This is a genomic window from Methylomonas sp. LL1, assembly GCF_015711015.1.
GTDB lineage: Bacteria > Pseudomonadota > Gammaproteobacteria > Methylococcales > Methylomonadaceae > Methylomonas.
In genome coordinates this window covers 4,706,350-4,729,705 of record NZ_CP064653.1, presented here as the reverse complement: position 1 = coordinate 4,729,705, position 23,356 = coordinate 4,706,350, and the positions used below count along the sequence as shown (strand labels likewise).

20 protein-coding genes are annotated in these 23,356 nt (G+C 52.8%); 8 read left to right on the top strand and 12 right to left on the bottom strand.

Annotated features, from left to right (window positions below):
* Positions 1 to 379: 379 nt before the first annotated feature.
* The 8 genes from IVG45_RS22175 to gloB all read left to right on the top strand — a co-directional run bounded on the left by IVG45_RS22175 (position 380) and on the right by gloB (position 10,317).
* Positions 380 to 1,471 carry a phytoene/squalene synthase family protein gene (locus tag IVG45_RS22175; RefSeq protein WP_196435910.1) on the top strand — a complete coding sequence of 364 codons (1,092 nt, stop codon included), beginning with the start codon at positions 380 to 382 and terminating at the stop codon, positions 1,469 to 1,471.
* 9 nt (positions 1,472 to 1,480) lie between these two features.
* Positions 1,481 to 3,439, top strand: a complete 1,959-nt coding sequence (gene shc / locus IVG45_RS22170) for a squalene--hopene cyclase (protein WP_196435909.1) — start codon at positions 1,481 to 1,483, stop codon at positions 3,437 to 3,439.
* The gene (locus tag IVG45_RS22165) at positions 3,436 to 4,200 is read left to right on the top strand and encodes a phosphorylase family protein (protein WP_230874694.1); all 765 of its coding nucleotides are present in this window, start codon (positions 3,436 to 3,438) and stop codon (positions 4,198 to 4,200) included. Before shc ends, IVG45_RS22165 begins: the two co-directional genes overlap by 4 nt.
* Positions 4,201 to 4,284: 84 nt before the next feature.
* Positions 4,285 to 5,670, top strand: a complete 1,386-nt coding sequence (locus tag IVG45_RS22160) for an aspartate aminotransferase family protein (protein ID WP_196435908.1) — start codon at positions 4,285 to 4,287, stop codon at positions 5,668 to 5,670.
* Positions 5,671 to 5,678: 8 nt separating this feature from the next.
* Complete coding sequence (locus IVG45_RS22155; protein WP_330165373.1) at positions 5,679 to 6,041, top strand: copper resistance CopC family protein; 363 nt, start codon at positions 5,679 to 5,681, stop codon at positions 6,039 to 6,041.
* A gap of 5 nt (positions 6,042 to 6,046) precedes the next feature.
* Positions 6,047 to 7,678, top strand: a complete 1,632-nt coding sequence (locus IVG45_RS22150) for a copper resistance D family protein (RefSeq protein WP_196435907.1) — start codon at positions 6,047 to 6,049, stop codon at positions 7,676 to 7,678.
* 2 nt (positions 7,679 to 7,680) lie between these two features.
* Positions 7,681 to 9,543: a 1-deoxy-D-xylulose-5-phosphate synthase gene (dxs, locus tag IVG45_RS22145; protein ID WP_196435906.1), complete on the top strand. Its 1,863-nt coding sequence runs from the start codon at positions 7,681 to 7,683 to the stop codon at positions 9,541 to 9,543.
* A 6-nt stretch (positions 9,544 to 9,549) separates the two neighbouring features.
* Positions 9,550 to 10,317, top strand: coding sequence for a hydroxyacylglutathione hydrolase (gene gloB / locus IVG45_RS22140; RefSeq protein WP_196435905.1), 768 nt, complete (start codon positions 9,550 to 9,552; stop codon positions 10,315 to 10,317).
* Here the strand turns inward: gloB and IVG45_RS22135 are convergent, their stop codons facing one another.
* The 12 genes from IVG45_RS22135 to IVG45_RS22080 form a co-directional block, all read right to left on the bottom strand.
* On the bottom strand, positions 10,318 to 11,454 hold the full coding sequence (locus IVG45_RS22135) for a methyltransferase (RefSeq protein WP_196435904.1): 1,137 nt from the start codon (positions 11,452 to 11,454) through the stop codon (positions 10,318 to 10,320). It abuts the gene before it with no gap.
* Between the two features lie 190 nt (positions 11,455 to 11,644).
* Positions 11,645 to 12,418: a TatD family hydrolase gene (locus IVG45_RS22130; RefSeq protein ID WP_196435903.1), complete on the bottom strand. Its 774-nt coding sequence runs from the start codon at positions 12,416 to 12,418 to the stop codon at positions 11,645 to 11,647.
* Between the two features lie 45 nt (positions 12,419 to 12,463).
* The gene (locus IVG45_RS22125) at positions 12,464 to 12,814 is read right to left on the bottom strand and encodes a PilZ domain-containing protein (RefSeq protein ID WP_196435902.1); all 351 of its coding nucleotides are present in this window, start codon (positions 12,812 to 12,814) and stop codon (positions 12,464 to 12,466) included.
* 8 nt (positions 12,815 to 12,822) lie between these two features.
* Entirely contained in the window at positions 12,823 to 13,824 is a 1,002-nt protein-coding gene (locus IVG45_RS22120; RefSeq protein ID WP_196435901.1) for a DNA polymerase III subunit delta', read from the bottom strand.
* Positions 13,821 to 14,447: a dTMP kinase gene (tmk, locus tag IVG45_RS22115; protein WP_196435900.1), complete on the bottom strand. Its 627-nt coding sequence runs from the start codon at positions 14,445 to 14,447 to the stop codon at positions 13,821 to 13,823. The genes IVG45_RS22120 and tmk overlap by 4 nt, the downstream gene beginning before the upstream one ends.
* A complete protein-coding gene (gene mltG, locus IVG45_RS22110) occupies positions 14,444 to 15,433 on the bottom strand; it encodes an endolytic transglycosylase MltG (protein ID WP_196435899.1) in 990 nt (329 codons plus the stop codon). The genes tmk and mltG overlap by 4 nt, the downstream gene beginning before the upstream one ends.
* A complete protein-coding gene (pabC, locus tag IVG45_RS22105; RefSeq protein WP_196435898.1) occupies positions 15,430 to 16,257 on the bottom strand; it encodes an aminodeoxychorismate lyase in 828 nt (275 codons plus the stop codon). Before pabC ends, mltG begins: the two co-directional genes overlap by 4 nt.
* 27 nt (positions 16,258 to 16,284) lie before the next feature.
* A complete protein-coding gene (fabF, locus tag IVG45_RS22100) occupies positions 16,285 to 17,529 on the bottom strand; it encodes a beta-ketoacyl-ACP synthase II (protein ID WP_196435897.1) in 1,245 nt (414 codons plus the stop codon).
* Positions 17,530 to 17,611: 82 nt separating this feature from the next.
* The gene (acpP, locus tag IVG45_RS22095) at positions 17,612 to 17,845 is read right to left on the bottom strand and encodes an acyl carrier protein (protein ID WP_196435896.1); all 234 of its coding nucleotides are present in this window, start codon (positions 17,843 to 17,845) and stop codon (positions 17,612 to 17,614) included.
* 171 nt (positions 17,846 to 18,016) lie between these two features.
* Positions 18,017 to 18,955 carry a hypothetical protein gene (locus tag IVG45_RS22090; RefSeq protein WP_196435895.1) on the bottom strand — a complete coding sequence of 313 codons (939 nt, stop codon included), beginning with the start codon at positions 18,953 to 18,955 and terminating at the stop codon, positions 18,017 to 18,019.
* A gap of 7 nt (positions 18,956 to 18,962) precedes the next feature.
* Positions 18,963 to 22,232 (bottom strand): efflux RND transporter permease subunit, encoded by a 3,270-nt coding sequence (locus tag IVG45_RS22085; RefSeq protein WP_196435894.1) that lies wholly within the window; start codon positions 22,230 to 22,232, stop codon positions 18,963 to 18,965.
* The gene (locus IVG45_RS22080) at positions 22,229 to 23,344 is read right to left on the bottom strand and encodes an efflux RND transporter periplasmic adaptor subunit (RefSeq protein WP_196435893.1); all 1,116 of its coding nucleotides are present in this window, start codon (positions 23,342 to 23,344) and stop codon (positions 22,229 to 22,231) included. The genes IVG45_RS22085 and IVG45_RS22080 overlap by 4 nt, the downstream gene beginning before the upstream one ends.
* Between the last annotated feature and the right edge of the window lie 12 nt (positions 23,345 to 23,356).

Genomic DNA, 23,356 nt, shown 5'->3' with positions numbered 1-23,356 from the left:
TAAAAACAATTACTTCGAGCCACAACAATTCGCAGATAGGCAAAATACGACGCAAAAACATGGCTAGATTGTTGTTAGAATACTACTTTTTTAACGCCCTCTCCAGCTTAAATATCAAAAAGCAACATTTTTCGATTAAAACATCAGTAACAACCGCAGAATTCAGCCGACAAATCCCGAGCTATTTCCCCACATTAAATGGCAAAAATATCTTTAATAAACAACAGTCAATCCCCAATCGACCGAAGCTGGACCAACTCTAAAACCACCTAACAAAACACTGTTCGCCACCAGATTTGCAGTAAAACAACATGGCTTTGCAAAACACCAACAAACAGTCTATCATTGACTTAACACTTTAGTTGGCTATCAACAGCTCATGAACGGACCTCAACCACCCATCGATAACCCGCAATTGCTCGCGCAATTATCCGACACCGAACTGCAAGCCGTTTTGCTTGAAGGAGTGTCCCGCACCTTCGCGCTGACAATTCCACAACTGCCGCCAGCCCTATATCCGGCCGTTGCCAACGCATATCTACTATGCCGAATCGTCGACACCATAGAAGACGAAGTCTCATTGACCGCCGAGCAAAAAAAATATTTTTGCCGCATGTTTATCGACATCGTCAAAACCGGCCAACATGCCCAAGCCTTCGCGGACCAATTGGCGCCTTTGCTATCGCAACAAACCATTCCGGCCGAACACAGCCTGATCCGTTTAAGCGCTCGAGTAATCGCCATCACCCGCAGCCTGGATGCCGCGCAAATCGAGGCCTTGGCATGTTGTGTAGAAACCATGGCTAACGGCATGCCTGTCTATCAAGCGCTAGACTTGCACGCGGGCTTGAAAACCATGAAAGACATGGACGATTACTGCTATTACGTCGCGGGCTGTGTCGGTGAAATGCTGGCTAAATTGTTTTGCCATTATTCGGAAGAAATTGCCCAACATCGGGAAGAACTGCTCAGGCTGTCGGTGTCTTTTGGACAAGGCTTGCAAATGACCAACATCCTGAAAGACATTTGGGACGACGCCAAACGAGGTGTCTGCTGGCTTCCGCAAGATATTTTCACCGAAACCGGTTTCAACCTGGCCGAGTTGACCCCGGCTACCGACGATGAACGCTTCAGGCTCGGTCTGACACATTTGATAGGCATCGCTCACGGCCATTTGCAAAACGCACTGACCTACACCCAATTGCTGCCCAGTCATGAAACCGGTATACGAAACTTCTGCTTGTGGGCTTTAGGCATGGCGGTTTTGACCCTGAAGAAAATCAAACAAAACTTGAGCTTCAACGAATCCGGCCAAGTCAAAATCAGCCGCAACAGCGTCAAGACCACAATTGTCGCCTGCAAGCTGACGGCTCGCAGCAACATCTTACTGTCATTACTTTTCAATCTAAGCAGCCGGGATTTAAAAACCCCTGACTGGCGGTATTTACCCCAATCGCACACTGGACAATAAGGAATCATTATGTTTACCGAATCCCCTATAGATACCAGCAGCCACGACATGCCTAACAGCACGACTTCAACCCCAAATATCCTGAGTGGTTTGAATGCCGCTATCGAGCGAGCGCAAAGTAAATTGCTCAGCCTGCAAAATCCTGCGGGTTACTGGGTATTTGAATTGGAAGCCGACTGCACCATCCCGGCCGAATACATCATGATGATGCATTACCTGGATGACATTAACGAAGAACTGCAAAGCAAAATCGCGGTATATCTGCGCAGCCGCCAAGCGGAAGACGGCAGCTATCCGATGTTTACCGGTGGCCCCGGCGACATCAGCGGCAGTGTTAAAGTCTATTACGCCTTGAAAATGGCCGGCGACTCCATCCATGAACCGCACATGAAACGCTTGCGCGAATGGATCCTGAGCCAAGGCGGCGCGGCGCGGGCCAATGTATTCACCCGGATAGCCCTGGCCATCTTCGAGCAATTGCCTTGGCGCGGCGTACCCTATATCCCGGTCGAAATCATGTTGCTGCCATCCTGGTTTCCGTTTCACCTGGATAAAGTATCGTATTGGTCCCGGACGGTCATGGTGCCGCTGTTCATCATGTGTACCTTAAAAGCCAAGGCCAAGAATCCACATAACGTCAGCATCCTGGAACTATTTGTGGTACATCCCGACGAGGAAAAGCATTATTTCCCCGAGCGCACCTTGCTGAACAAGTTTTTCCTGGGATTGGATCAGTTGGGTCGGGTCACCGAACCCTTGATTCCGAAAAGCATCCGCAAGCGAGCAATCGATAAAGCGGTCGACTGGTTTACCGAACGTCTGAATGGCGAAGACGGCTTGGGCGGTATTTTTCCAGCCATGGTCAACGCCTATGAGTCCATGTTGTTGCTGGGCTTCCCCAAGGATCACCCTAATGTCTTAATTGCTCGCCAATCCATCGATAAATTGCTGGTGATTAAGGACGACCATGCTTACTGCCAACCCTGCCTGTCCCCGGTTTGGGATACCGGCCTGGCCAGCCTGGCTTTATTGGAAGCCGACAAACAAGGCAACAAAACCAGCCTCGGTAGAGCCTATGATTGGTTAAAAAGCGTGCAATTGTCGGACGAACCCGGCGATTGGCGCGTGCGCCGCCCGGAACTGGCCGGTGGTGGCTGGGCATTCCAATTTGCCAATCCGCATTATCCCGATGTTGACGATACCGCGGTCGTGGCATTCTCGATGGCTGAAGCCGAGCAGTCCGGCCTGGATGAATCCATTCACCGCGCCACCCGCTGGATCGTCGGCATGCAGTCGCAAAACGGCGGTTATGGCGCATTCGATGTGGATAACACCTATTACTACCTGAACGAGATTCCGTTTGCCGACCATGGCGCTCTGCTGGATCCGCCGACAGTCGATGTCAGTGCCCGTTGCGCGATGTTGATGGCCAGGGTGACCAAGGATCATGCCGAATATTTGCCAGCCCTGCAACGCACCATCGACTACATCCGTAACGATCAGGAAGCCGACGGCTCCTGGTTCGGCCGCTGGGGTACCAACTACATCTATGGTACCTGGTCCGCTCTGCTGGGCCTGGAACAAACCAGCCTGCCTAAAACCGACCCGATGTACACCAAAGCCGCCGCTTGGCTGAAAAGTGTGCAACGCGAAGATGGCGGTTGGGGCGAAGATAACTTGAGCTATCACGACGACAAAAAATTCCGTGGCCGCTACCATTTCAGCACCGCATTCCAGACCGCCTGGGCTGTATTAGGCTTGATCGCGGCCGGCGAAGTGCACTGCAGGGAAGTAAAAGCCGGCATCGAATTTCTGCTGCGCCATCAACAAGCCGATGGCGTCTGGAATGATCCCTGCTTCACCGCGCCCGGCTTTCCAAAAGTGTTCTATCTGAAATATCACGGCTACGACAAATTTTTCCCGTTATGGGCGCTGGCCAGATACCGTAACGAATTGGCCAAGCAGTGACCGACACCGCCCATTTGACATCTCCCACGGTAACCAACGATGCCGACGCCCTTGTCGGCATCGTCGTTGCGCTGCCGGAAGAACTGAGCACGCTGACCTACCACAAACTCAAACTAGGCGAATGTTGCCGGATCGGCGACACATGGGTCGTTTACAGCGGCGCCGGTCCCGCCAATGCCACCAAAGCCGCCGAGCTACTGATTGACAAAGGCTGTCGGCAACTGATCAGTTGGGGCTGCGCGGCTGGCTTGTCACCTGAATTAAAACCGGGTGACTTGGTATTAGCCTCCCAAATCGTCACCGAGCAACAACAATTCGATACCGATAGCCATTGGCGCAGCCGGATACTTGCTTTTTTGCCCACCGGCATCCCCGTACATGACGGCAAATTATTCAGCAGCGCCGAATTGGTCGGCAGTCACCAACACAAACAGCGCCTTCATCAAACCAGCCTAGCCATTGCGTTGGACATGGAAAGCGCCGCCATTGCCGAAACCGCGCAGCGCGCCGGCCTGCCGTGCCTGGCGGTTCGCGCCATAGCCGATCCGGCCGGCATGGATTTGCCGCAAGCTGTCCAACGTGCTTTAGACAGTGACGGCCAGGTGGTCATGGCCAAATTGCTGCGTTACTTGCTGACGCATCCCTGGGAAGTGGTCGGTCTGATTCGTCTAGGACTGCATTTTCATGCCGCCCAAACAACCCTAAAACTCGTCGCCCGCCAGTTCCGAATACCGGGGACATACCCCCCGATAGCGATTTGAGCCGCTATGACAAATTGCTCGACATCCATCTTATTCATTGCCGCGCGACCTTAATCGCGACGGTACCCATTTACGAGGTATTACATGTCTTTTAGCATCGCCGATCTTTTCACCGAGCACTTCCAAGAAAAGTTCGATTTACACGAGCACTATCTGAACAATCAAATGGTGCGAGTACTGCGCACTATTGGTTATGACAGAAATTACAAAAGAGCGATCGGCCAATATCTGTACGACCAAGACAACAACGAATATCTGGATTTATTGAGCGGCTTCGGCGTATTCGCCATCGGCCGCAATCACCCGACCGTGATCAGCGCCTTGCGGGAAACCCTGACACTGGAACTGCCGAATCTGGTGCAAATGGACGTATCCTTGTTGAGCGGCTTGCTGGCCAAGGAAATCCTCGCTACCTGCCCGGATAATCTGGACAAAATGTTCTTCAGCAACTCAGGCACCGAAGCCGTGGAAGCGGCGATTAAATTTGCCCGTTACACCACCAAGCGCCCCCGTATCGTTCATTGCGAACACGCATTTCACGGCCTGACCATGGGTTCGCTATCACTGAACGGCGAGGAAATTTTCAGAGAAGGCTTTGGCCCGCTGCTGCCTAACTGCTCCGCCGTGCCGTTCAACGATCTTGAAGCTTTGGAAAAAGAACTTAGCAGCAAGGATGTCGCCGCCTTCATCGTCGAACCGATTCAGGGCAAGGGCGTCAACGTGCCGGATGACAACTACCTGCCGGAAGTCGAACGCCTATGTAAAAAATACGGCACCTTGTTCGTCGCCGACGAAATCCAGACCGGTATCGGCCGTACCGGCAAATTCTGGGCAATCGACCACTGGAACGTCAAACCCGACATGATATTGATGGCCAAAGCGCTGTCCGGCGGTTTCGTGCCCGTCGGTGGCGTGGCAATGACAACAAAGATCATGGATACCGTGTTCAACCGGATGGATAGAGCCGTCGTACACGGCTCCACCTTCTCCAAAAATAACATGGCGATGGCCGCTGGCCTGGCAACGCTGGAAGTCATGAGAGCCGAGAAACTGGTGGAAAACAGCGCGAAAGTCGGCGCAGACATTATCAATACCATCAACGCTTCCGCCACTCGATACGAATTCCTTAAGGAAGCACGCGGCAAGGGCTTGATGATTGCTATCGAATTCCAATCGCCGAAAAGCCTAGGCCTCAAAGCCGCCTGGGCCATGCTGGAAGCGGCCAACAAAGGCCTATTCTGCCAGATGATCACGATACCGTTGTTCAAGGAACACCGCATTCTGAGCCAGGTCGCGGGGCACGGCATGAACGTGGTCAAGTTTTTGCCGCCGCTAAATCTGACACAAAAAGACCGCGACTGGATTATCAATTCCATGGACAAAACCATCGCCGATACCCATCAGGTCACCGGCTCGATCTGGACCCTAGGTAAAAATCTGGCCAGCCACGCCCTAAAAAACAAAAAGTGAGGTCCCTAATGATGCGATTTTTCCAACCCGCCGCCTTGGCATTAACGTTGCTGACCAGCAATCTGGCGTTCGGCCATGCCGTCGTCACCCACAATTCACTGAAACTGAAACCGGTACCAGTCAACCTGGCCAGCCAGGTAGAGCTGTCGTTCAATTCCAAGGTGGAATTGGACCTGTCCGAGGTGTTCCTGGTCAGTGCCGGTGACGTGATGACGCCTATCACCGCCACGCCAGGTGCGAAAGCGGGCCAGGTCGTGCTCGATTTGCCGGCCCTGAAGCCAGGTGAATACGCCATCAAATTGAAAATCTTCGCCGCGGACGGTCATCTCAGCGAAGACCTGCTGCGTTTTTTTGTCAAAGAAGCTAAATAACCATTATGGAAGGCATTGCCAATTACCTTGATTCGCTGATCGGCGGCGTCGATCTCACCTTCTATTCGATTGCCATCGGCGGTTTGATGTGGGGCTTGTTTGTGTTACGGCCCTGGGATGAAGATTCGAATTACAACAGCGCCTTGCTGGAAAAAACCGTCAATCTGATTCACTTCGGCAGCAAAGCCCTGGTGATTACTCAGTTGTCTAAAATCGGCCTGAAAATCTGGTTGATGGCGGTAACCTTGGGAAAATCACCATTTCCGGCCTTTTTCCAAACCGTACAATTCAGCGCCGGCATGGCACGCGCGTTGTTCGCTTTCGCTTTGTTTTTGTTTATCAAATACGGGCTTAATAACCGCCTTCGCTCCAAGCAACATTGGCTGACGGCGACCGCGATTATCGTACCGTTGGTAATGGCCGCCGCTTGGCTGGTGCATGGCGCCAGCCGTCTGGAAGACCGCGGTTTACTGATGACCCTGACAGTCACTCACCAATTGGCCGCCGCCACCTGGGTGGGCGGGATTTTTCAAATCCTGGCCTTGTGGGGTCTGAAAAAGCGCAACGCCATCGCGGTGGAAATCTGGCCAATGCTGCTGAAGCGTTTTTCAATGGTCGGCATCCTCGCGGTCGGCGCATTACTGGTAACCGGCACCCCACTGGCCTGGTATTACATCCGCACCTTTCAGGGCTTCATCGGTGCCGGTTACGGTAACTTGCTGATGGTCAAGATCATGATGATGGGCTTGGCGCTGGGCTTTGCCTGGTTGAATCGCAAGGCAGTCGAAGAATACTTTGTCAGCCGCAGCCTTTATGCGCTGACGGCCCGCGTACCTTATTACATCGAAGCGGAAACCCTGATCCTGCTGACCATTTTGTTCACCGCCGCCAGCCTGGCTTCCCAGCCGCCGGCGGTCGATATCCCGCATTTGACAGCCTCGGTGGACGAAGTGCTGAACATGTTCCACCCGCGCATTCCGCGCTGGGAATCGCCCACGCATGAAGCCTTGATCGCCGGCGAAGCAGGGCGCGTTGCCATCGTCGGCCAGGTGCCCTCGGAAGCCGCCACCGCCTGGTCGGACTATAACCACAACATCTCCGGCATTTTCCTGGCCACTATGAGCTTCTTCGCCATGCTGTCGTTTTCCAGCCGATTTCATAGTTGGGCACGCTTCTGGCCGGTCGGCTTCATGGCACTCGGTGTGTTTTTGTTTTTCCGCAGCGATGCCGAAAGTTGGCCGCTCGGCCCTATCGGCTTCTGGGAAAGTACTTTCAACAACGGCGAAATCCTGCAGCACCGCATAGCCACCATGCTGGTGTTTATACTGGGCTTGATCGAAGTCCGGGCACGCCTGAACAATAATAGCGGTTTCATGCCTTATATGTTTCCACTGCTGGCGGCATTCGGTGGCATGATGTTACTGGCGCATTCGCATGTCGGTTTCGAAGCCAAAACCGCGTTTCTGATCCAAGTTGGCCACACCCTGATGGGCGTGTTTTCTCTGATTCTAGCCTGCGGCCGCTGGCTGGAACTCAAGCTCGACTCGCCCGGCAAAAACGTTGCCGGTTTTATTTCAGTGTTCGCCTTGTTCCAAATAGGCGTCATTCTGATGTTCTATCGTGAACCCCTGTACTGATCATGAAACTGACTAACGATTATCCATTACTGAAAGACATCCACGGCCCGTCCGATGTCCGCGCCCTGCCGAAAGAACAGCTCAAGGCCTTGGCCGACGAGCTGCGTAGCTATCTGACTCATACCGTCAGCATCTCCGGCGGCCACTTTTCGGCGGGCCTGGGCACGGTCGAGCTGACCGTGGCGCTGCATTATGTGTTCGATACCCCGGTGGATCAGTTGGTCTGGGATGTGGGCCATCAGGCTTATCCGCATAAGATTCTGACCGGACGCAAGGACAGGATGCCGACCATCCGAACGCTGGGCGGCGTCTCGGCCTTTCCGTCGCGCGAAGAAAGCGAATACGATGCTTTCGGCGTCGGCCATTCCAGTACGTCGATCAGCGCGGCGCTGGGGATGGCGATCGCCTCACAGCTGCGCGGCGAGGATAAGAAGATGGTGGCCATTATCGGCGACGGTTCGATCACCGGCGGTATGGCCTACGAGGCGATGAACCATGCCGGCGACGTCAACGCCAATCTGTTGGTGATTTTGAACGACAACGATATGTCGATTTCGCCGCCGGTCGGGGCGATGAATAATTATCTGACCAAGGTGTTGTCGAGTAAGTTTTATTCGTCGGTGCGGGAAGAGAGTAAGAAGGCTCTCGCCAAGATGCCTTCGGTGTGGGAATTGGCGCGCAAGACCGAGGAACATGTCAAGGGTATGATCGTGCCCGGTACTTTGTTCGAAGAGCTGGGCTTTAATTATTTCGGGCCGATCGACGGTCACGATGTCGATATGCTGGTGTCGACGCTGGAGAATCTGAAGGATTTGACCGGCCCGGTTTTCCTGCATGTGGTGACCAAGAAGGGCAAGGGTTACGCGCCGGCCGAGAAAGATCCTTTGGCTTATCACGGCGTGCCGGCCTTCGATCCGAGCAAGGATTATCTGCCCAAGGCCGCGCCGTCGCCGCATCCGACTTACACCGAAGTCTTCGGCCGCTGGTTGTGCGACATGGCGAAACAGGACGAGCGCTTGCTGGGCATTACGCCGGCGATGCGGGAAGGTTCGGGCCTGGTGGAGTTTTCCAAGCAGTTTCCGAAACGTTATTTCGATGTGGCGATCGCCGAGCAGCATGCGGTGACGCTGGCCGCCGGCCAAGCCTGCCAGGGCGCGAAACCGGTGGTGGCGATTTATTCGACCTTTTTGCAACGGGCCTATGACCAATTGATCCACGACGTAGCGTTGCAGAATCTGGATGTGCTGTTCGCATTGGACAGAGCCGGGTTAGTGGGTCCGGACGGCCCCACCCATGCCGGTGCCTTCGATTACAGCTACATGCGCTGCATCCCCAACATGCTGGTGATGGCGCCGGCTGATGAAAACGAGTGCCGGCAAATGCTGACGACAGGTTTCAAGCACCAAGGTCCAGCCTCGGTGCGTTATCCGCGCGGCAAGGGCCCCGGCGCGACTGTCGAGGCTGATCTCACCGAGCTGGAAATCGGCAAGGCCGAAGTCAGACATCGGGGCGGCCGCATCGCGATACTGGCCTGGGGCAGCATGGTCACGCCAGCGGTCGAAGTTGGCAAACAACTGAGCGCTACCGTAGTCAACATGCGCTTTGTGAAGCCGCTCGATGAAGCCTTGGTGCTGGAACTGGCCAAGAGCCACGACGTCGTCGTCACCATTGAGGAAAACGTCATCGCCGGCGGTGCCGGTAGCGCGATCAACGAGTTTTTACAGGCGCAAAAAATCCTGATGCCGGTGTTGAATATCGGTCTGCCCGACCGTTTCGTCGAACAAGGCAGCCGCGAGGAATTGCTCAGTTTGTGCGGGCTCGATGCCAAAGGCATTTTGGCAAAAATCGAAGCGTTTGCTGCGTAACAACCGATGCTGGAAATCCTGCAAATACCGGTTCTGACGGATAATTATATTTATCTGCTGCACGAACCAAGCACGGGCCAAACCGCGGTAGTCGATCCGGCTGTCGCCGAGCCGGTGCTGGATGCACTGGAACAAAACGGCTGGCGACTGGATTATATTTTCAACACCCACCATCATGGCGACCATGTCGGCGGCAATTTGCAACTCAAGCAATCGACGGGTTGTAAGGTCGTTGGCGCCGCGTTCGATAATAGGCGAATTCCGGGCATCGACATTACTGTCGCTGATGGCGAGACAGTCCAACTAGGTCTGCAATCTTTCCAAATCATCAGCACGCCCGGCCATACCTTGGGCCATATCGTTTATTACTGTCCCGACAGCCTGGCACTATTCTGCGGCGATACCCTGTTTTCGTTGGGTTGCGGACGGCTATTCGAAGGCAGCGCGGAGCAGATGTGGCATTCGTTGCAAAAACTCAAAGCCCTCCCCGGTGACACCCGCATCTACTGCGCTCACGAATATACTCAAGCCAATGGCCGTTTCGCGATGACTTTAGATGCCGATAATCCGGACTTATTGCAACGTCTGGCCGAAGTGGCCGAATTGCGCCATCAAAATCTGCCCACCGTACCTTCTACCCTGTCCGTGGAATTGGCTACCAACCCGTTTCTGCGTGAACACAGTGCCGACCTGCGCAAAGCCATATCCGCCAGGGACGACACCCCGGCACATGTATTTGCAAAAGTCAGATTATTGAAAGATCACTTTCGTTGATTAACGCTTAACCGCTTTAACCACGACGAATTTAGCATTGCCGGCAACCTGTTCCCAGTTTCCGAACAGTTTTTTCAGGTTCTGGTGATAATTTAAATGCCGGTTGCCTATCACTCGTAACTCGCCGCCTTTTCGCAGAACTTGATGAGCCTGCTGAAACATTTGTCTGGCGATATGATCGCCGATAGCATGTTGCTGGTGAAACGGCGGATTGCAGATTATGCAATCCGCGCTCAGTGGAGGAACTCCGCTCAAACAATCCCCGACGATAAAATCGGCCTGGCGCCCACCGGCAAACGCTGATTCAAAGTTCTCGCGCGCCGATGCGATAGCCATGAATGACTCATCGACAAAACCGATCCGCGCATTGGGCAAGCGATCCGCCATCATCAAACCCACCACGCCGTTACCGCAGCCTAGATCTATGATCCGATGATAATCCGGGTTATTCGGCAAATGTTGCAATAACAGCCGAGTACCGATATCCAGACTGTCGCGGGAAAACACATTGGCGTGATTGCTGATCCACCAATCGGTATTTTCCAGTCGATAACGAACCGGATAAGGATTGTTAGGCAATACCAATTGAGTGTCGATATTGGCAAAAATCATCCTCGCCTTTTTTACGGCCAAGGAGGTAGTGGTGGGTCCTATCAACCGCTCCAACAACTTCCAAACGCCTGCGGGCAGTGCCTTGACCATACCTGCGGCAATAATCCTGCTGGAGGGTTTCAGCAACGGCCTAAGCCTATGCAGCTGATATTCCAACAGAGCCAAGGTCTTAGGTACTTTGATCAGCAAATAATCGATACCGCAATCGGGTAGGCTCAAACTGTCCAGTAAATGAATTTTGCCTGGATCGATTAAGTTCAGTTGACAATTGTTTAGGGTGGCTTGCCGGGACAGAAAAGAATCGGAAATCGCCGTTGGCCGATACGCATGTAATGCCAACGCCAGTGCTCCGAAACTATCATTCAGTATCACAATTTGCGATTCCGGCGCCGGAATCGCCTCGCGGGCCAGGTAATTCAGCAGATATTCGTCCGCCGCATCCCAGGCTTGTAGCAATTCGTTTTTTCGATGCGGGAACCGCCCGAGCACGAAACGGCCTTGCGGCATTTCTAAAAAATTTTGCATGAATGATGATAGACGTCAGCGACAATTTGTCACGCGGCGATATGCCACATTTTCAGATCAGTTTTGTTTAGTTAGACTCTGCCCGACTCTTGTATGCGCCCTAGCGGGAAAACAGAGTTACTTCCCTCTCAAAACGGCCGGTTTTCTTCTCGTAACTGGCCGTTTTTTTTGCCCGCCAATCGGCAACGGCTTATTGCATCGCAAACAAACGATAAAAATTAGTACGGGATAATTCGGCGATTTCCTCCAGGCTACTACCGCGCAATTCGGCGATATGCTCGGCCACATGCCGCACATAAGTTGGATAATTAGGCTTGCCGCGGTAAGGCACCGGCGCCAGATAGGGTGAATCGGTTTCAATCAAAAAGCGGTCTGCCGGCACTTTTCGCGCCACCTCCTGGATAGCCAGAGCGTTTTTAAAGGTAACGATGCCGGAAAATGAAATATAAAATCCCAGTTCCAGAGCCTTTTCGGCGTAAGCCCAATCCTCGGTGAAACAATGAATAATCCCGCCCACTTGCTGCGCGCCTTCGGTTTTCAATACATCCAATGAATCATGTCCGGCTTCTCGGGTATGGATGATCAACGGTTTATTCAGGGTTTTAGCAACCTGGATATGATACTTAAAACGTTGATGCTGCCACGCCAGATCGCCTTTGCCATGAAAATAATCCAGCCCGGTTTCGCCGATCGCAATTACCTTGGGATGGCTAGCCAGAGCCAACAGTTCGTCGACAGTCGGCTCCCGCCCTTCCGTCACATTGGGATGCACACCCACCGACAGTGAAATTTCGGGATAAGGTTCCACCAGCGCCAGCATGTCCGGATAAGATTCCAGGTCAATGGCAATACACAACATGTGTTCGATGTGTTTGGTCCGCGCGTCGTTAACGAAAGCGTCGAAGTCGTTGTGGTAAGGTTTTAGGTCAATCCGATCCAGATGACAATGGGAGTCGATAAACATGCGGGTATATGATTTGGATGCCGAGGCCTTGGCGTCGAACAAGGATTACATAGTATGAGTGGATCGATCCGATTCCAGTGCGCCGGCCAAATAGGTTTCGATTTTATTTCTAGCCATGCCGCCATCCTGATCACTGAATTGCACCCCAATACCGGGAGATCGATAACCTTCCGCACCGACCGGCGTTTTCCAGATAATTTTCCCGGCAATAGGTAAACGCTCGGTCTCTTCCATTAAATTCAATAACATAAACACTTCCTCGCCCATTTGGTATTCCCGTTTGGTGGGAATGAACAGTCCACCATTTTTAATGAACGGCATATACGCGGCATAAAGCGCGTTTTTGTCTTTGATGGACAACGACAAAATACCTTGTCTGGGTGCTGTTTCGGCCATATTTGTTATTAAATATTGAGTTGTGACCAGCGAATTAACAGTTGCTCAAGCATCAGTTGCTTATTTATTTGTGTGCCTAATTGAGACTTGGCATTCAGCAAGCTATCGTAAAACGGATAAAGGCCGGTTAATTCTAGCCGCTCGGCAAGGGCTTGCAAGGATTTTTTCATGTCCGGGTTATGTAACTGACGGGTATCCGCCCCGTGCGCGAATTTAATCATATCCATGACCCAGCCGAGCATCCAGGCCAGCAGCACTTTCAAATCCAGCGCATCTTGTTTTTGCCATTGTTCCGCCACCGGAACCGGATTGCTCTTTCCTTCGGCGACTTGTACCCAGGTCTTAAAATAAGTTTGCCTAAGATCAATAAAGTTCTGTTCGGCGTACTGTTTTGCCAATAAAGGTGCGCCTTGCGACAGGCTCAGCAACAAATCGACATTCTGGCCGGGCACGCCCTGCTGTTGCAACCAGCGGCCGGCAATATGCTTGTCCGGCGCCGGACAATGAAGAGTCTGGCAACGGCTGCGGATGGTGGCCGGCAGCCGGGACGGGTTTTCAGTCAACAACACCAGACAAGTGCGCTCGGTCGGCTCTTCCAGACACTTCAAAAACGCGTTGGCCGCAGCATTATTCAACCGGTCGGCCGGATCGATGATCACCAGCCGATAAGCATCAAATTGCGGCTTTAAGGCCAAATTGACAATCAATCGGCGAATTTTATCGATACCGATACCTTTACCGGGCTCGTCTGGCTCGATCAACAAATAATCGGGATGCGTCCGCGCATCACATAATTTGCAACCATGGCAATGGCCGCAAGCCGAGTGATCAGCCAGCGGTGCATGGCACAACAAGGCCCGCGCATAAACATCGGCCAGATGGCTATTGCCCACGCCTTGAGAACCCACGACTAACAAAGCCTGCGGGATACGTTGCTGCTCGATATAACCGCTAAGATGTTGCCAAATGGTTTGTTGCCACGGATAGGCGGAATAATGCGCGGACTTCATACCGATTCGAGCCCATCGACAGCCTTGACGATCTGCTCCTGAACCTCGGGCAAGGCCAAGCTGGCGTCGATGACTTTATAACGCTGCCTATCCAGACCTGCGCGCCGCAGGTAAGCCTGACGCACGCGTTCGAAAAAATCTAGCTGTTCGCTCTCGAAGCGATCCAGCAATCCCCGCTGTCGCACACGCAGCATGCCGGTTTCCAGCGGCGCATCCAGCAACAGGGTTAAGTCGGGCCGCAAATCGCCCTGCACGGCCTGTTCCAGCCAGGCAATGGTTTGTATATCCATGTTGCGGCCTCCACCCTGGTAAGCGTAGGTCGCATCGGTAAAACGATCACACAGCACCCATCTCCCCTGGCTTAAGGCAGGCAGAATGACATGCTGAATATGCTGAGAACGCGCCGCAAACATCAGCAACAATTCGGCTTCAGGCGTGATACTTTCATGATGTTTCGCCAGCAACAGATGGCGTATGTTTTCCGCCAACTCGGTGCCGCCGGGCTCGCGAGTTACGACGACTTCGATCCCGCGCTCGGCCAGCAGTTGTTCGATGAAGCGCAAATTTGTCGACTTACCGACGCCTTCCCCGCCCTCTAGGGTAATAAATCGTCCGAGTTTCATCGCTGATACAGCTCGACATATTTTTCATGGGTCGAATAGGTCGCCGAAAAGGCATGCAGCCCATTACCACGCGCGACAAAAAACAATGCATCGCCATCGGCTGGATGCAAGGCGGCCACTATAGCGGCCTTACCCGGCATCGCAATCGGGGTTGGCGGCAAGCCTTTATTCAGATAAGTATTGTATGGCGTAGGTTCGCGTAAATCGCTGCGGCGAATATTGCCCTGATAATCGTCCCCCATGCCGTAAATCACGGTCGGATCGGTTTGCAGCAACATGCCTTTTTTTAAACGGCGGCTAAACACACCGGCTATTGTTTTGCGTTCCGCGGCGGCGGCCGTTTCCTTTTCGATAATCGAGGCCAATATCAAGGCCTGATAAGGACTATCCAGCGGCACCTGCTTGTCGCGTTTTTCCCATTCAGAGGCTAACAGCTGTTGCATTTTGTCATGTGCCCGCTTCAACAATTCCAAATCCGTGCTGTTTTTTTCAAAATAATAGGTGTCCGGAAAAAACAACCCCTCCGGATGAGACTGGTCGGAACCGACCTTTTCCATCACACCGGCCAACTCGGTACCGGACAAGGTATGTTGTAGATTGGGGTTTTCATGTATAGCCTGTAAGACTTGTTTGAAACTCCAGCCTTCGGGAAAGGTAATTGAATACTGCCGGGTCTTGCCTTGTTTCAGCTGGGCTAGAATATCGCCGGCGGTGGCGCCTTTATTCAGAACATATTCACCGACTTTCAACATCCTGTCTAAATGGGTCCAATAAGCGAATAGTTTGAACCAAAGTGAATTTACGGCGATATGCTGAGCCTTTAGCTGTCTGATCACGCTATCCAGAGTATCGCCTTTTTTTATGTCCAGCGTACTTAAACTAGTAACCACCGGTTTTTTTTGCAAGATGTGATAATGCATGCCTCCCCAAATGAATAACAAGCTCAACACCATCAAGCTAGTAAACGCGACTATGCTTCTAATCATAAGTTTGTCTCTTCTATACGTGCTCCGGCATACCATTGCTGTATATCACGGGTAATACTACCCACGCTAAAGCACTGTTGATCGAGTCGTTTAACAGGCCAAATGCCTATCACCGAATTGGTGACGAAAACTTCATCCGCCTCTAAAACGCTTGTTGTTTCAAACTGTTGTTCAAGCAATCGAATTTCATTGCGCCTGGCAAAGTCTATCACCAATTGCCGCACAATCCCCGCTATCCCGCAACGAACCAACGAAGGCGTATGTAGAACACCGTTTTTGACGAAGAACAAATTGCTCATGGTGCCTTCCACAACGTAACCATCGCCGTCCAACATCAAGCCTTCCTGAATCGCGTCATCCCGCCACTCCGCTCTCGCCAGAATCTGCTCCAGACGGTTCAGATGCTTGATACCGGCTAGCCTCGGACTAATGGCCAAACGTTGATCGCAAAATCGCGCGATGATGCCGTCGGTTTGATATTCATCCGGGTAATTGGGAGAGGGATGCAGGCTTAATAGCCGGGTAGGTACAATCGGCTGGGGTTGGCGATAACCGCGACCGCCACTACCACGCGTGACTATCAACTTCAGGACCGCGCTGTCGGCGGATGAGGTGATCCGCAGCGCTTCCGCCGTCAACAGCGCGGGATCGGGGGGCGGTATCAGTAATTGCTCGCAGCCCTTAGCCAAGCGGGCTAAATGCCGCCGCCAGAAAAGCGGTTTACTGTTGAATACGGCGATGGTTTCAAATAAACCATCGCCGTATTGGAAGCCTCTATCCGAGACATCAACATACTGTCTGCGTTCGCCATTCAATAGAAACATAGGCGGACACTGTTTGAGAACAACGGCTTATTGGTAACGTTTAAAAATCAAAGTACCGTTAGTACCGCCGAAGCCGAAGGAATTGGAGATAGCAACATCAATCTTCATATTCCGGGCAATGTTGGGAACATAATCCAGATCGCATTCGGGATCGGGATTTTCCAAATTAATAGTCGGCGGCGCAATCTGGTGTTGAATGGCCAACGCCGTCAACACAGCTTCAATCCCGCCGGCGGCCCCTAGTAAATGGCCGATCATGGACTTGGTGGAACTGATCGCAACTGTGTAGGCTGATTCACCCAACGCCGTTTTCATCGCATGGGTTTCACCGACATCGCCGGCTGGTGTCGAGGTGCCGTGCGCGTTGATGTAATCGACATCGGCCGGATTCAACTTAGCATCGCGTAAGGCATTCCGCATGCAACGCGCCGCACCTTCGCCGCCCATCGACGGTGAAGTAATGTGATAAGCATCGCCGCTCATGCCGTAACCAACCAGTTCCGCATAGATTTTTGCGCCACGGGCCTTGGCATGTTCCAACTCTTCCAACACTACCACACCCGCACCATCACTCAACACAAAACCGTCTCTATCTCTATCCCACGGACGGCTAGCCCGTTGCGGGTCGTCATTGCGTCGCGACAACGCCTTGGCCGAAGCAAAGCCGCCCATCGCTGTCGGCGAAGTCGTGCAGCGCTCGGCGCCGCCGGCCACCATCACATCGGCATCGCCGTACTTGATCAAACGCGCCGCGTCGCCGATATTGTGAGTGCCGGTGGAACAAGCCGTCACGATCGCAAAATTCGGGCCTTTCATGCCATATTTAATCGACAGGTTACCGGAAATCATATTGATGATGTTACCGGGCACAAAAAACGGCGAAATTCTGCGCGCCCCACCGGCCACGTAGGTGGCATAGCACTCTTCAATCCCGGTTATACCGCCGATACCGGCACCAATCGCGATACCGATGCGTTCGGCGTTTTCTTCCGTGACCACTATCCCAGAATCGTCAATCGCCTGACAACCCGCGGCGATACCGTAATGCACAAAGCCGTCCATACGCTTGGCATCTTTCTCCGCAATGTAATCGCCGATATTGAAATTTCTGATTACCCCGCCAAACGTGGTTGCAAAACTTGAAATATCAAACGAATCAATAGGACTAATGCCACTTTTACCGTTGACAATCCCTTCCCAGGTATCGGCAACATTATTCGCTAAAGGCGTAACAGCGCCTAAGCCCGTTATAACAACTCGACGTGTGCTCACAGTAAACTACCGTATTTATAGAAGGCAATCAGAGGGGAAAGAGGTGTGGGCTAGTGGATAAACCACTAGCCGCTTGAACAACTTATTGCAGATTGGCGTTGATGTAATCAATAGCCAATTGTACGGTGGTGATTTTCTCAGTTTCTTCGTCTGGAATTTCGCACTCGAATTCTTCTTCCAGAGCCATGACGAGTTCAACTGTGTCTAAAGAATCCGCACCAAGATCATCAACAAAAGACGCATCGTTTGCGATTTCTTCTTTCACGCCTAATTGTTCCGCGACAATCTTTTTTACTCGTTCTTCGATATTACTCATATTTTTTTCCTCGAACAATGCGAACGCTTAACTGACAGCATCCACCTTATCTTTAGTGTTTATTGTTAATTTGAAATCTCGTCACAGGCCGGGCCTAACGACTTAATGGATTATACTTGATGTTCCGAAAAATTCACAACATTAGCAACGACAAGTGCAAGATACTGATTATTAGTGAGTTCTTGCACTTAGATTTTTGATAATTTCCTCCAACGGCACCAGGTTAAGTTTGATTCTGAACAAAATCGCCCGATCTTCCAGCAAACCGTAACACTCATAGGTGCGCAGCATGATACTGGTGTGGTTCAGGGTATTATCCTTCGACTCCGGTAACTGCTTGACCAAAATATGTAGCTTGTCGTTGTTTTTGACTTGCGCCAGATGCACCCTATCCACCGAAAAATCATGCGAGGTATACACCATTGGATTGCGTTTGAAATCATGATTTTCCATCTGGGCTTTTTCCAGCAAGGCGCCGGAAGTCAGGCTACAGGGAAACACCTCCGGATAGTGTTCCATATGCGCCAACTCATCGAAATAATCCGACTGTTCCGCCAACGATCCCGACAGGAAGTTTTTCACGTTCCCGTTAGTCATCCATTTACGTTTTAGGAAAAAATCGGTACCCGGCACCACGGTTTTATCCGGAATCTGATTCAGGTCAGGCAAGTCACCGAGATCGGTATCGGCCAAAAACAGCGGCCGTTTGGTCTCTTTTTTATGCCCCAACAAGATCGTTTTACCTTGCGACTTGATCGAAATTCGGTTGCTTAAACTCAGCTCGGGAATGGTTGTAATCAGCGTCTTTTTGATGTCCAGCGACAATTCCTGCCGGGGCCGCAAGGCATTGACGAAGGTAATCTGATAATTGCTGAAACGCAGCTGATTCTCGGCGATGATCCTATTCTCGTGCTGCGCCGCCCGATATAACCTCATCTGATGCTCGATCAGGGTATTGAGCTGAAACCCCAACACAATCGGCCCCTTAAACGGATTATGCGTCACCTGCAGCCATTTATGCTTGTCATGAAACAAGTTGAAATCATCGGAGGCGGCCCGCGCCACCTCGATGTGGATTTGCTCGAAAATGAAAGGCGTGTCTTTAGTCATAGCTTCGTTACTGATCGGTTTTGACTATTTTAGGCATATTCCGATTGATCAGAAAATAAACCAGCGGAATCACCACCAATGAAAACAGCGTCGAGGCGATGATGCCGAAGATGAAGCTCCAGGCCAGGCCGGAGAAGATCGGGTCGAGCACGATCATCGCCGAGCCCAGGACGGCCGAGGCCGCAGTCAAGAAAATCGGATTAAGACGGGTGGCGCCGGCTTCGATAATTGCATCAGCCAGACTAATATCCGGGTTGCCGCGGTAAATATTCTCGATGAAGTCGATCAGGATGATCGAGTTTCGCACCACGATACCCGCCAACGCGATCATGCCTATCATCGCCGTGGCGGTGAAATAAACAGGATCGGCGTAGGCACCGACATCCTCGGCAAACAGGTTGATGAACCAAAAGCCGGGCATGATGCCAATCACGGTCAATGGAATCGCGATCATCATGATCAGCGGCACGCCCAACGATCCGGTCTGCCCAACCAACAGAATGTAAATCATCACCATCGCGGCGGCGAAGGCCAACCCCAAGTCGCGGAACACGTCGACCGTGATTTTCCACTCCCCTTCCCCGGCCATTTCGGCCCGGTAACCTTCCGGCAACGGTTGCTCATCGAATTTATCACCCACATCCCACACCGCCTCGACCGGGCTACGGCCAGCCATTTCGCCAAGCACGTAGGACACCCGCTGTAGATTCTTGTGGTAAATAGTCTGATCACCTTTTTCGTGTTCGAAATACCCCAGTTCACTCAACCGCACCAAGTCACCGTTGGCCGACTTGACCGACAAAGCCAGTAAATCGGCTTCGGAGGAGCGCGCTGCCCTGGGCAATTGCAGATTAATCAATAGCGGTTGGCGCTCGGTCGCGATATGCAAAGTCCCGGACATACCGCCTTCCACCGCCAGCTTCAGACTGCCCGCCACCTGTTGACTACTGATACCCAGCAAGGCGGCCTTGTCCTGATTGAGAATGAAATGCAGCCTGTCTTGCGGCGCTTCGACAAAGTCATCGACGTCGACCACGCCTTCGGTTTGTTCCAGATCGGCTCGCACCCGGTTGGAGACTTTGATAATGTCGCCATAACTCGCTTCCGGCGGGCCGTAGATTTCCGCGACCACGCTCGACAGCACCGGTGGCCCAGGCGGCATTTCGACAATTTTGATGTTGGCGCCGTATTGTTTTCCGATGCGCGCTATATCCGGCCGCATCCTGAGCGCAATCGCATGCGATTGTTGCTCGCGCCGGGTTTTATCGATCAGCACTACTCGAATGTCGCCGACGTAAGCGCCTTGGCGTAAATAGTAATGCCGTACCAAGCCGTTGAAATCCATCGGCGATGCCAAACCAACATAGGTTTGGTAATTACTGACTTCATTGACCGTGGCCAAATAACGCCCCAAGGCCGCCGCCACTTCGTCGGTAGCTTCCAAGGAGGAGCCTCGCGGCATGTCGATCACCAATTGCAGCTCGTTTTTATTGTCAAATGGCAATAATTTCAACGGCACCACCCGCGTCACCGCCATCAGCGCAGACAAGACGAAAGCCACGAACACTGCCAGTAAAAACCACTGCGCCTTGGCTTTGTTGTGCAATAGTGGCGCCATGATAGCTTGGTAGACCTTGAAACCGCGCGTTTCTTGCAGCACGAACTCAGGACCGTGATCCTTGCCGTAATCTCCTTTCAACAGCCGGTAGCTGGCCCAGGGTGTTACCGTGAATGCGATCAGCAGCGACATCAGCATCGCGATCGGCACGTTGAAGGCCATCGGCGCCATGTAAGGCCCCATCATGCCGGTGATGAAAAACATCGGCACGAAAGACATGATCACCGCGAAAGTAGCCAGTATCGTCGGCGGACGAATCTCGTCGACCGCCGTCAGCAAGGCCTGCAACGGCGGTTCCTTGCGCAGCTTGTAATGGCGGTGGATGTTTTCGACGTCGACGATCGGGTCGTCGACCAGCAAACCCAGCGACAGAATCAACGCAAACAACGTCACCCGGTTGATGGTGTAACCGAAGATCAAATCCAGCAGCAAGGTCACCGCAAAGGTCATCGGCACCGCCAGCGATACGATCAACGATTCCTTGAAACCCAACGAAAACGCCAACAGTACGATGATAGTAAGAATCGCGATGGATAAATGCATCACCAGTTCATTGACTTTATGGTCGGCGGTTTCGCCATAATTGCGTGTCACGCTGATCAACACATCGTCCGGGATCAAGCTGCCATGCAAATGCTCGGTCAATTCCAGCACTTGCTCGGCGACGCCGACCGCATTGCTGCCGCGCCGCTTGGCAATCGCAATGGTCGCCATTTGCCGCTCTTCCCCCACGGCCGGTAACAGATCATCATCGGCATGTCCTACGCTATGCATGTTCTCAACGCCCGGACCGAAACCGATGCGGGTGTAATAATCGGTATCTTGCGGGCCGTCGATGATTTCAGCCACATCGCGTAAATACACCAAGCGGCCATTGACGTTTTTCAGAACCGTTTCGCCGACCTGCTCGACGCTTTGATAATGCGGCCCGGCTTCCAATACGATTTCGCGGTTGTTTTGATTGAAATTGCCGGCTTGCAGATTGACATTGCTTTGCGCCAGCGCCTGTTGAATTTCGAGCAGACTGACCTGACCGGCCTGCAATTTAGCCGGATCGGGATAAACCGAAATGCGTCTGGGCGCCGCCCCCAGCACCCAACTCTTGCCGACATCGTCGATGGCGCGCAAGCGCTCGATCAGCTCCTCGGCAATGCGGCGAATCGCCATGATGTCCTGGTTAGCTTTCGGCATCGACAGGCTCAACAGCAAAATCGGTACATCGTCGATTTCCACCGGCTTGACTACCCAGTTTGTGACGCCGGGTGGAATGATGTCGAGATTGGCTTGCAGTTTGTCGCGAGTCTTGATCAGACTATCCTCAATGCTTTGCCCAACCTCGTAGCGCACTGTCACCAAGGATTCGCCGGGGCGCGAGGCCGAATACACATATTCCACGCCCTGGATCTGCTTCAGCAATACTTCCAGCGGCGTGGTGACGCGCTTTTCGACTTCCTCGGCTGTGGCGCCGGGATATTGCACGAACACATCCATCACCGGCACGATGATTTGCGGATCTTCCTCGCGCGGCGTCAAGGTCAGCGCCGCCGCGCCGGCCAGCAAGGAAATCAGCAGGAACAATAGGGACAGATGCGAAGTGGTAAACAGCCGGACGATCGCAACCGTCAGACTATCTTTTTTAATGATCGGCTCTTGCTTCATCTAGCGCTCCCGTGGGTATTTGCCAACCCACTATTGCCGAGCACGGTTTCGCCATCGCGCAAGCCCGACAGCACTTCGATTTGTTCACCATAAAGCTTGCCGGTGCGTATGTGCCGGGTGTGCAGTTGCCCACCGTCGACCACCTTAACCGCTTGCAGTTGACCATAATGCAGCACTGCGGAGCTTGGTATCAGCAGGGTCTGACGATCGGCCTGGCAACTCAATTCCAACCAACCATACTGGCCATGTTGCAAGCCATCGTTTGCAGGTAAGTTGACTTTGATCATCCGGGTATGCGTTTGCGGGTCGATTTCCGGAGCGATTTCGTCAACTTGGGCCGGCACAGAGCGATGCAGAGCATCCAGGCGCACAGTCACCGGCATTCCCAACTTCACTTGTTCGAAACAATGATTGGCAATCGCCGCTTCGAAACGTAAATCGTCCGGTTTGTACATAACCGCTACCGCTTCGCTGGGCATGGCCATGTCGCCCGGCTCTTTCAACCGTTCGCTGATCACGCCATCGAATGGCGCGTACAACACATTCTCGCCCAGCATGACTTTGGCTTGTTGAGCCGCGCCGGCCGCTTGGCCGACCACGGCCCGCGCGGCCTTGGCCTGCGCCAGCGCCGCATCATAACTTTGCCGGGTTGCCGCCTGCTTTCCATATAAATCGACCATGCGTTTTTCTTCCGCACCGGCTTGGCCGGCCTGAGCCTGCGCCGCGGCCTGGGCCGCACTGGCCGCATTATAGGCCGCGCGTAAATCCCTATCATCCAAACGGGCAATCACATCGCCTTTGTGAACCTTGTCTCCGGGATGCACCAAGACCTCCAAGATACGGGCACTCAATTTGGGCGAAATTTTGGCCACGGTTCGCGAGCGCACCGTACCCTGCCAAGACAGAGTATTGGCCGCCGACTGCTGACCGACTTTAAAAATTTGCGCACCCGCCGGCAATGCCTGCCCGCCGGCTTTAGCCGTTCCCGGCTCGACCTTATCCGGTCCGCCCAAAATTCCCAAGGCATACAAGATTACCAACAACAGTCCGGTAACGGCAGCCGAAGGCATTAACCATTTGTGCGTAGTCAATAGCGAGTTGTGTTCTGACATAACCTTTATCCT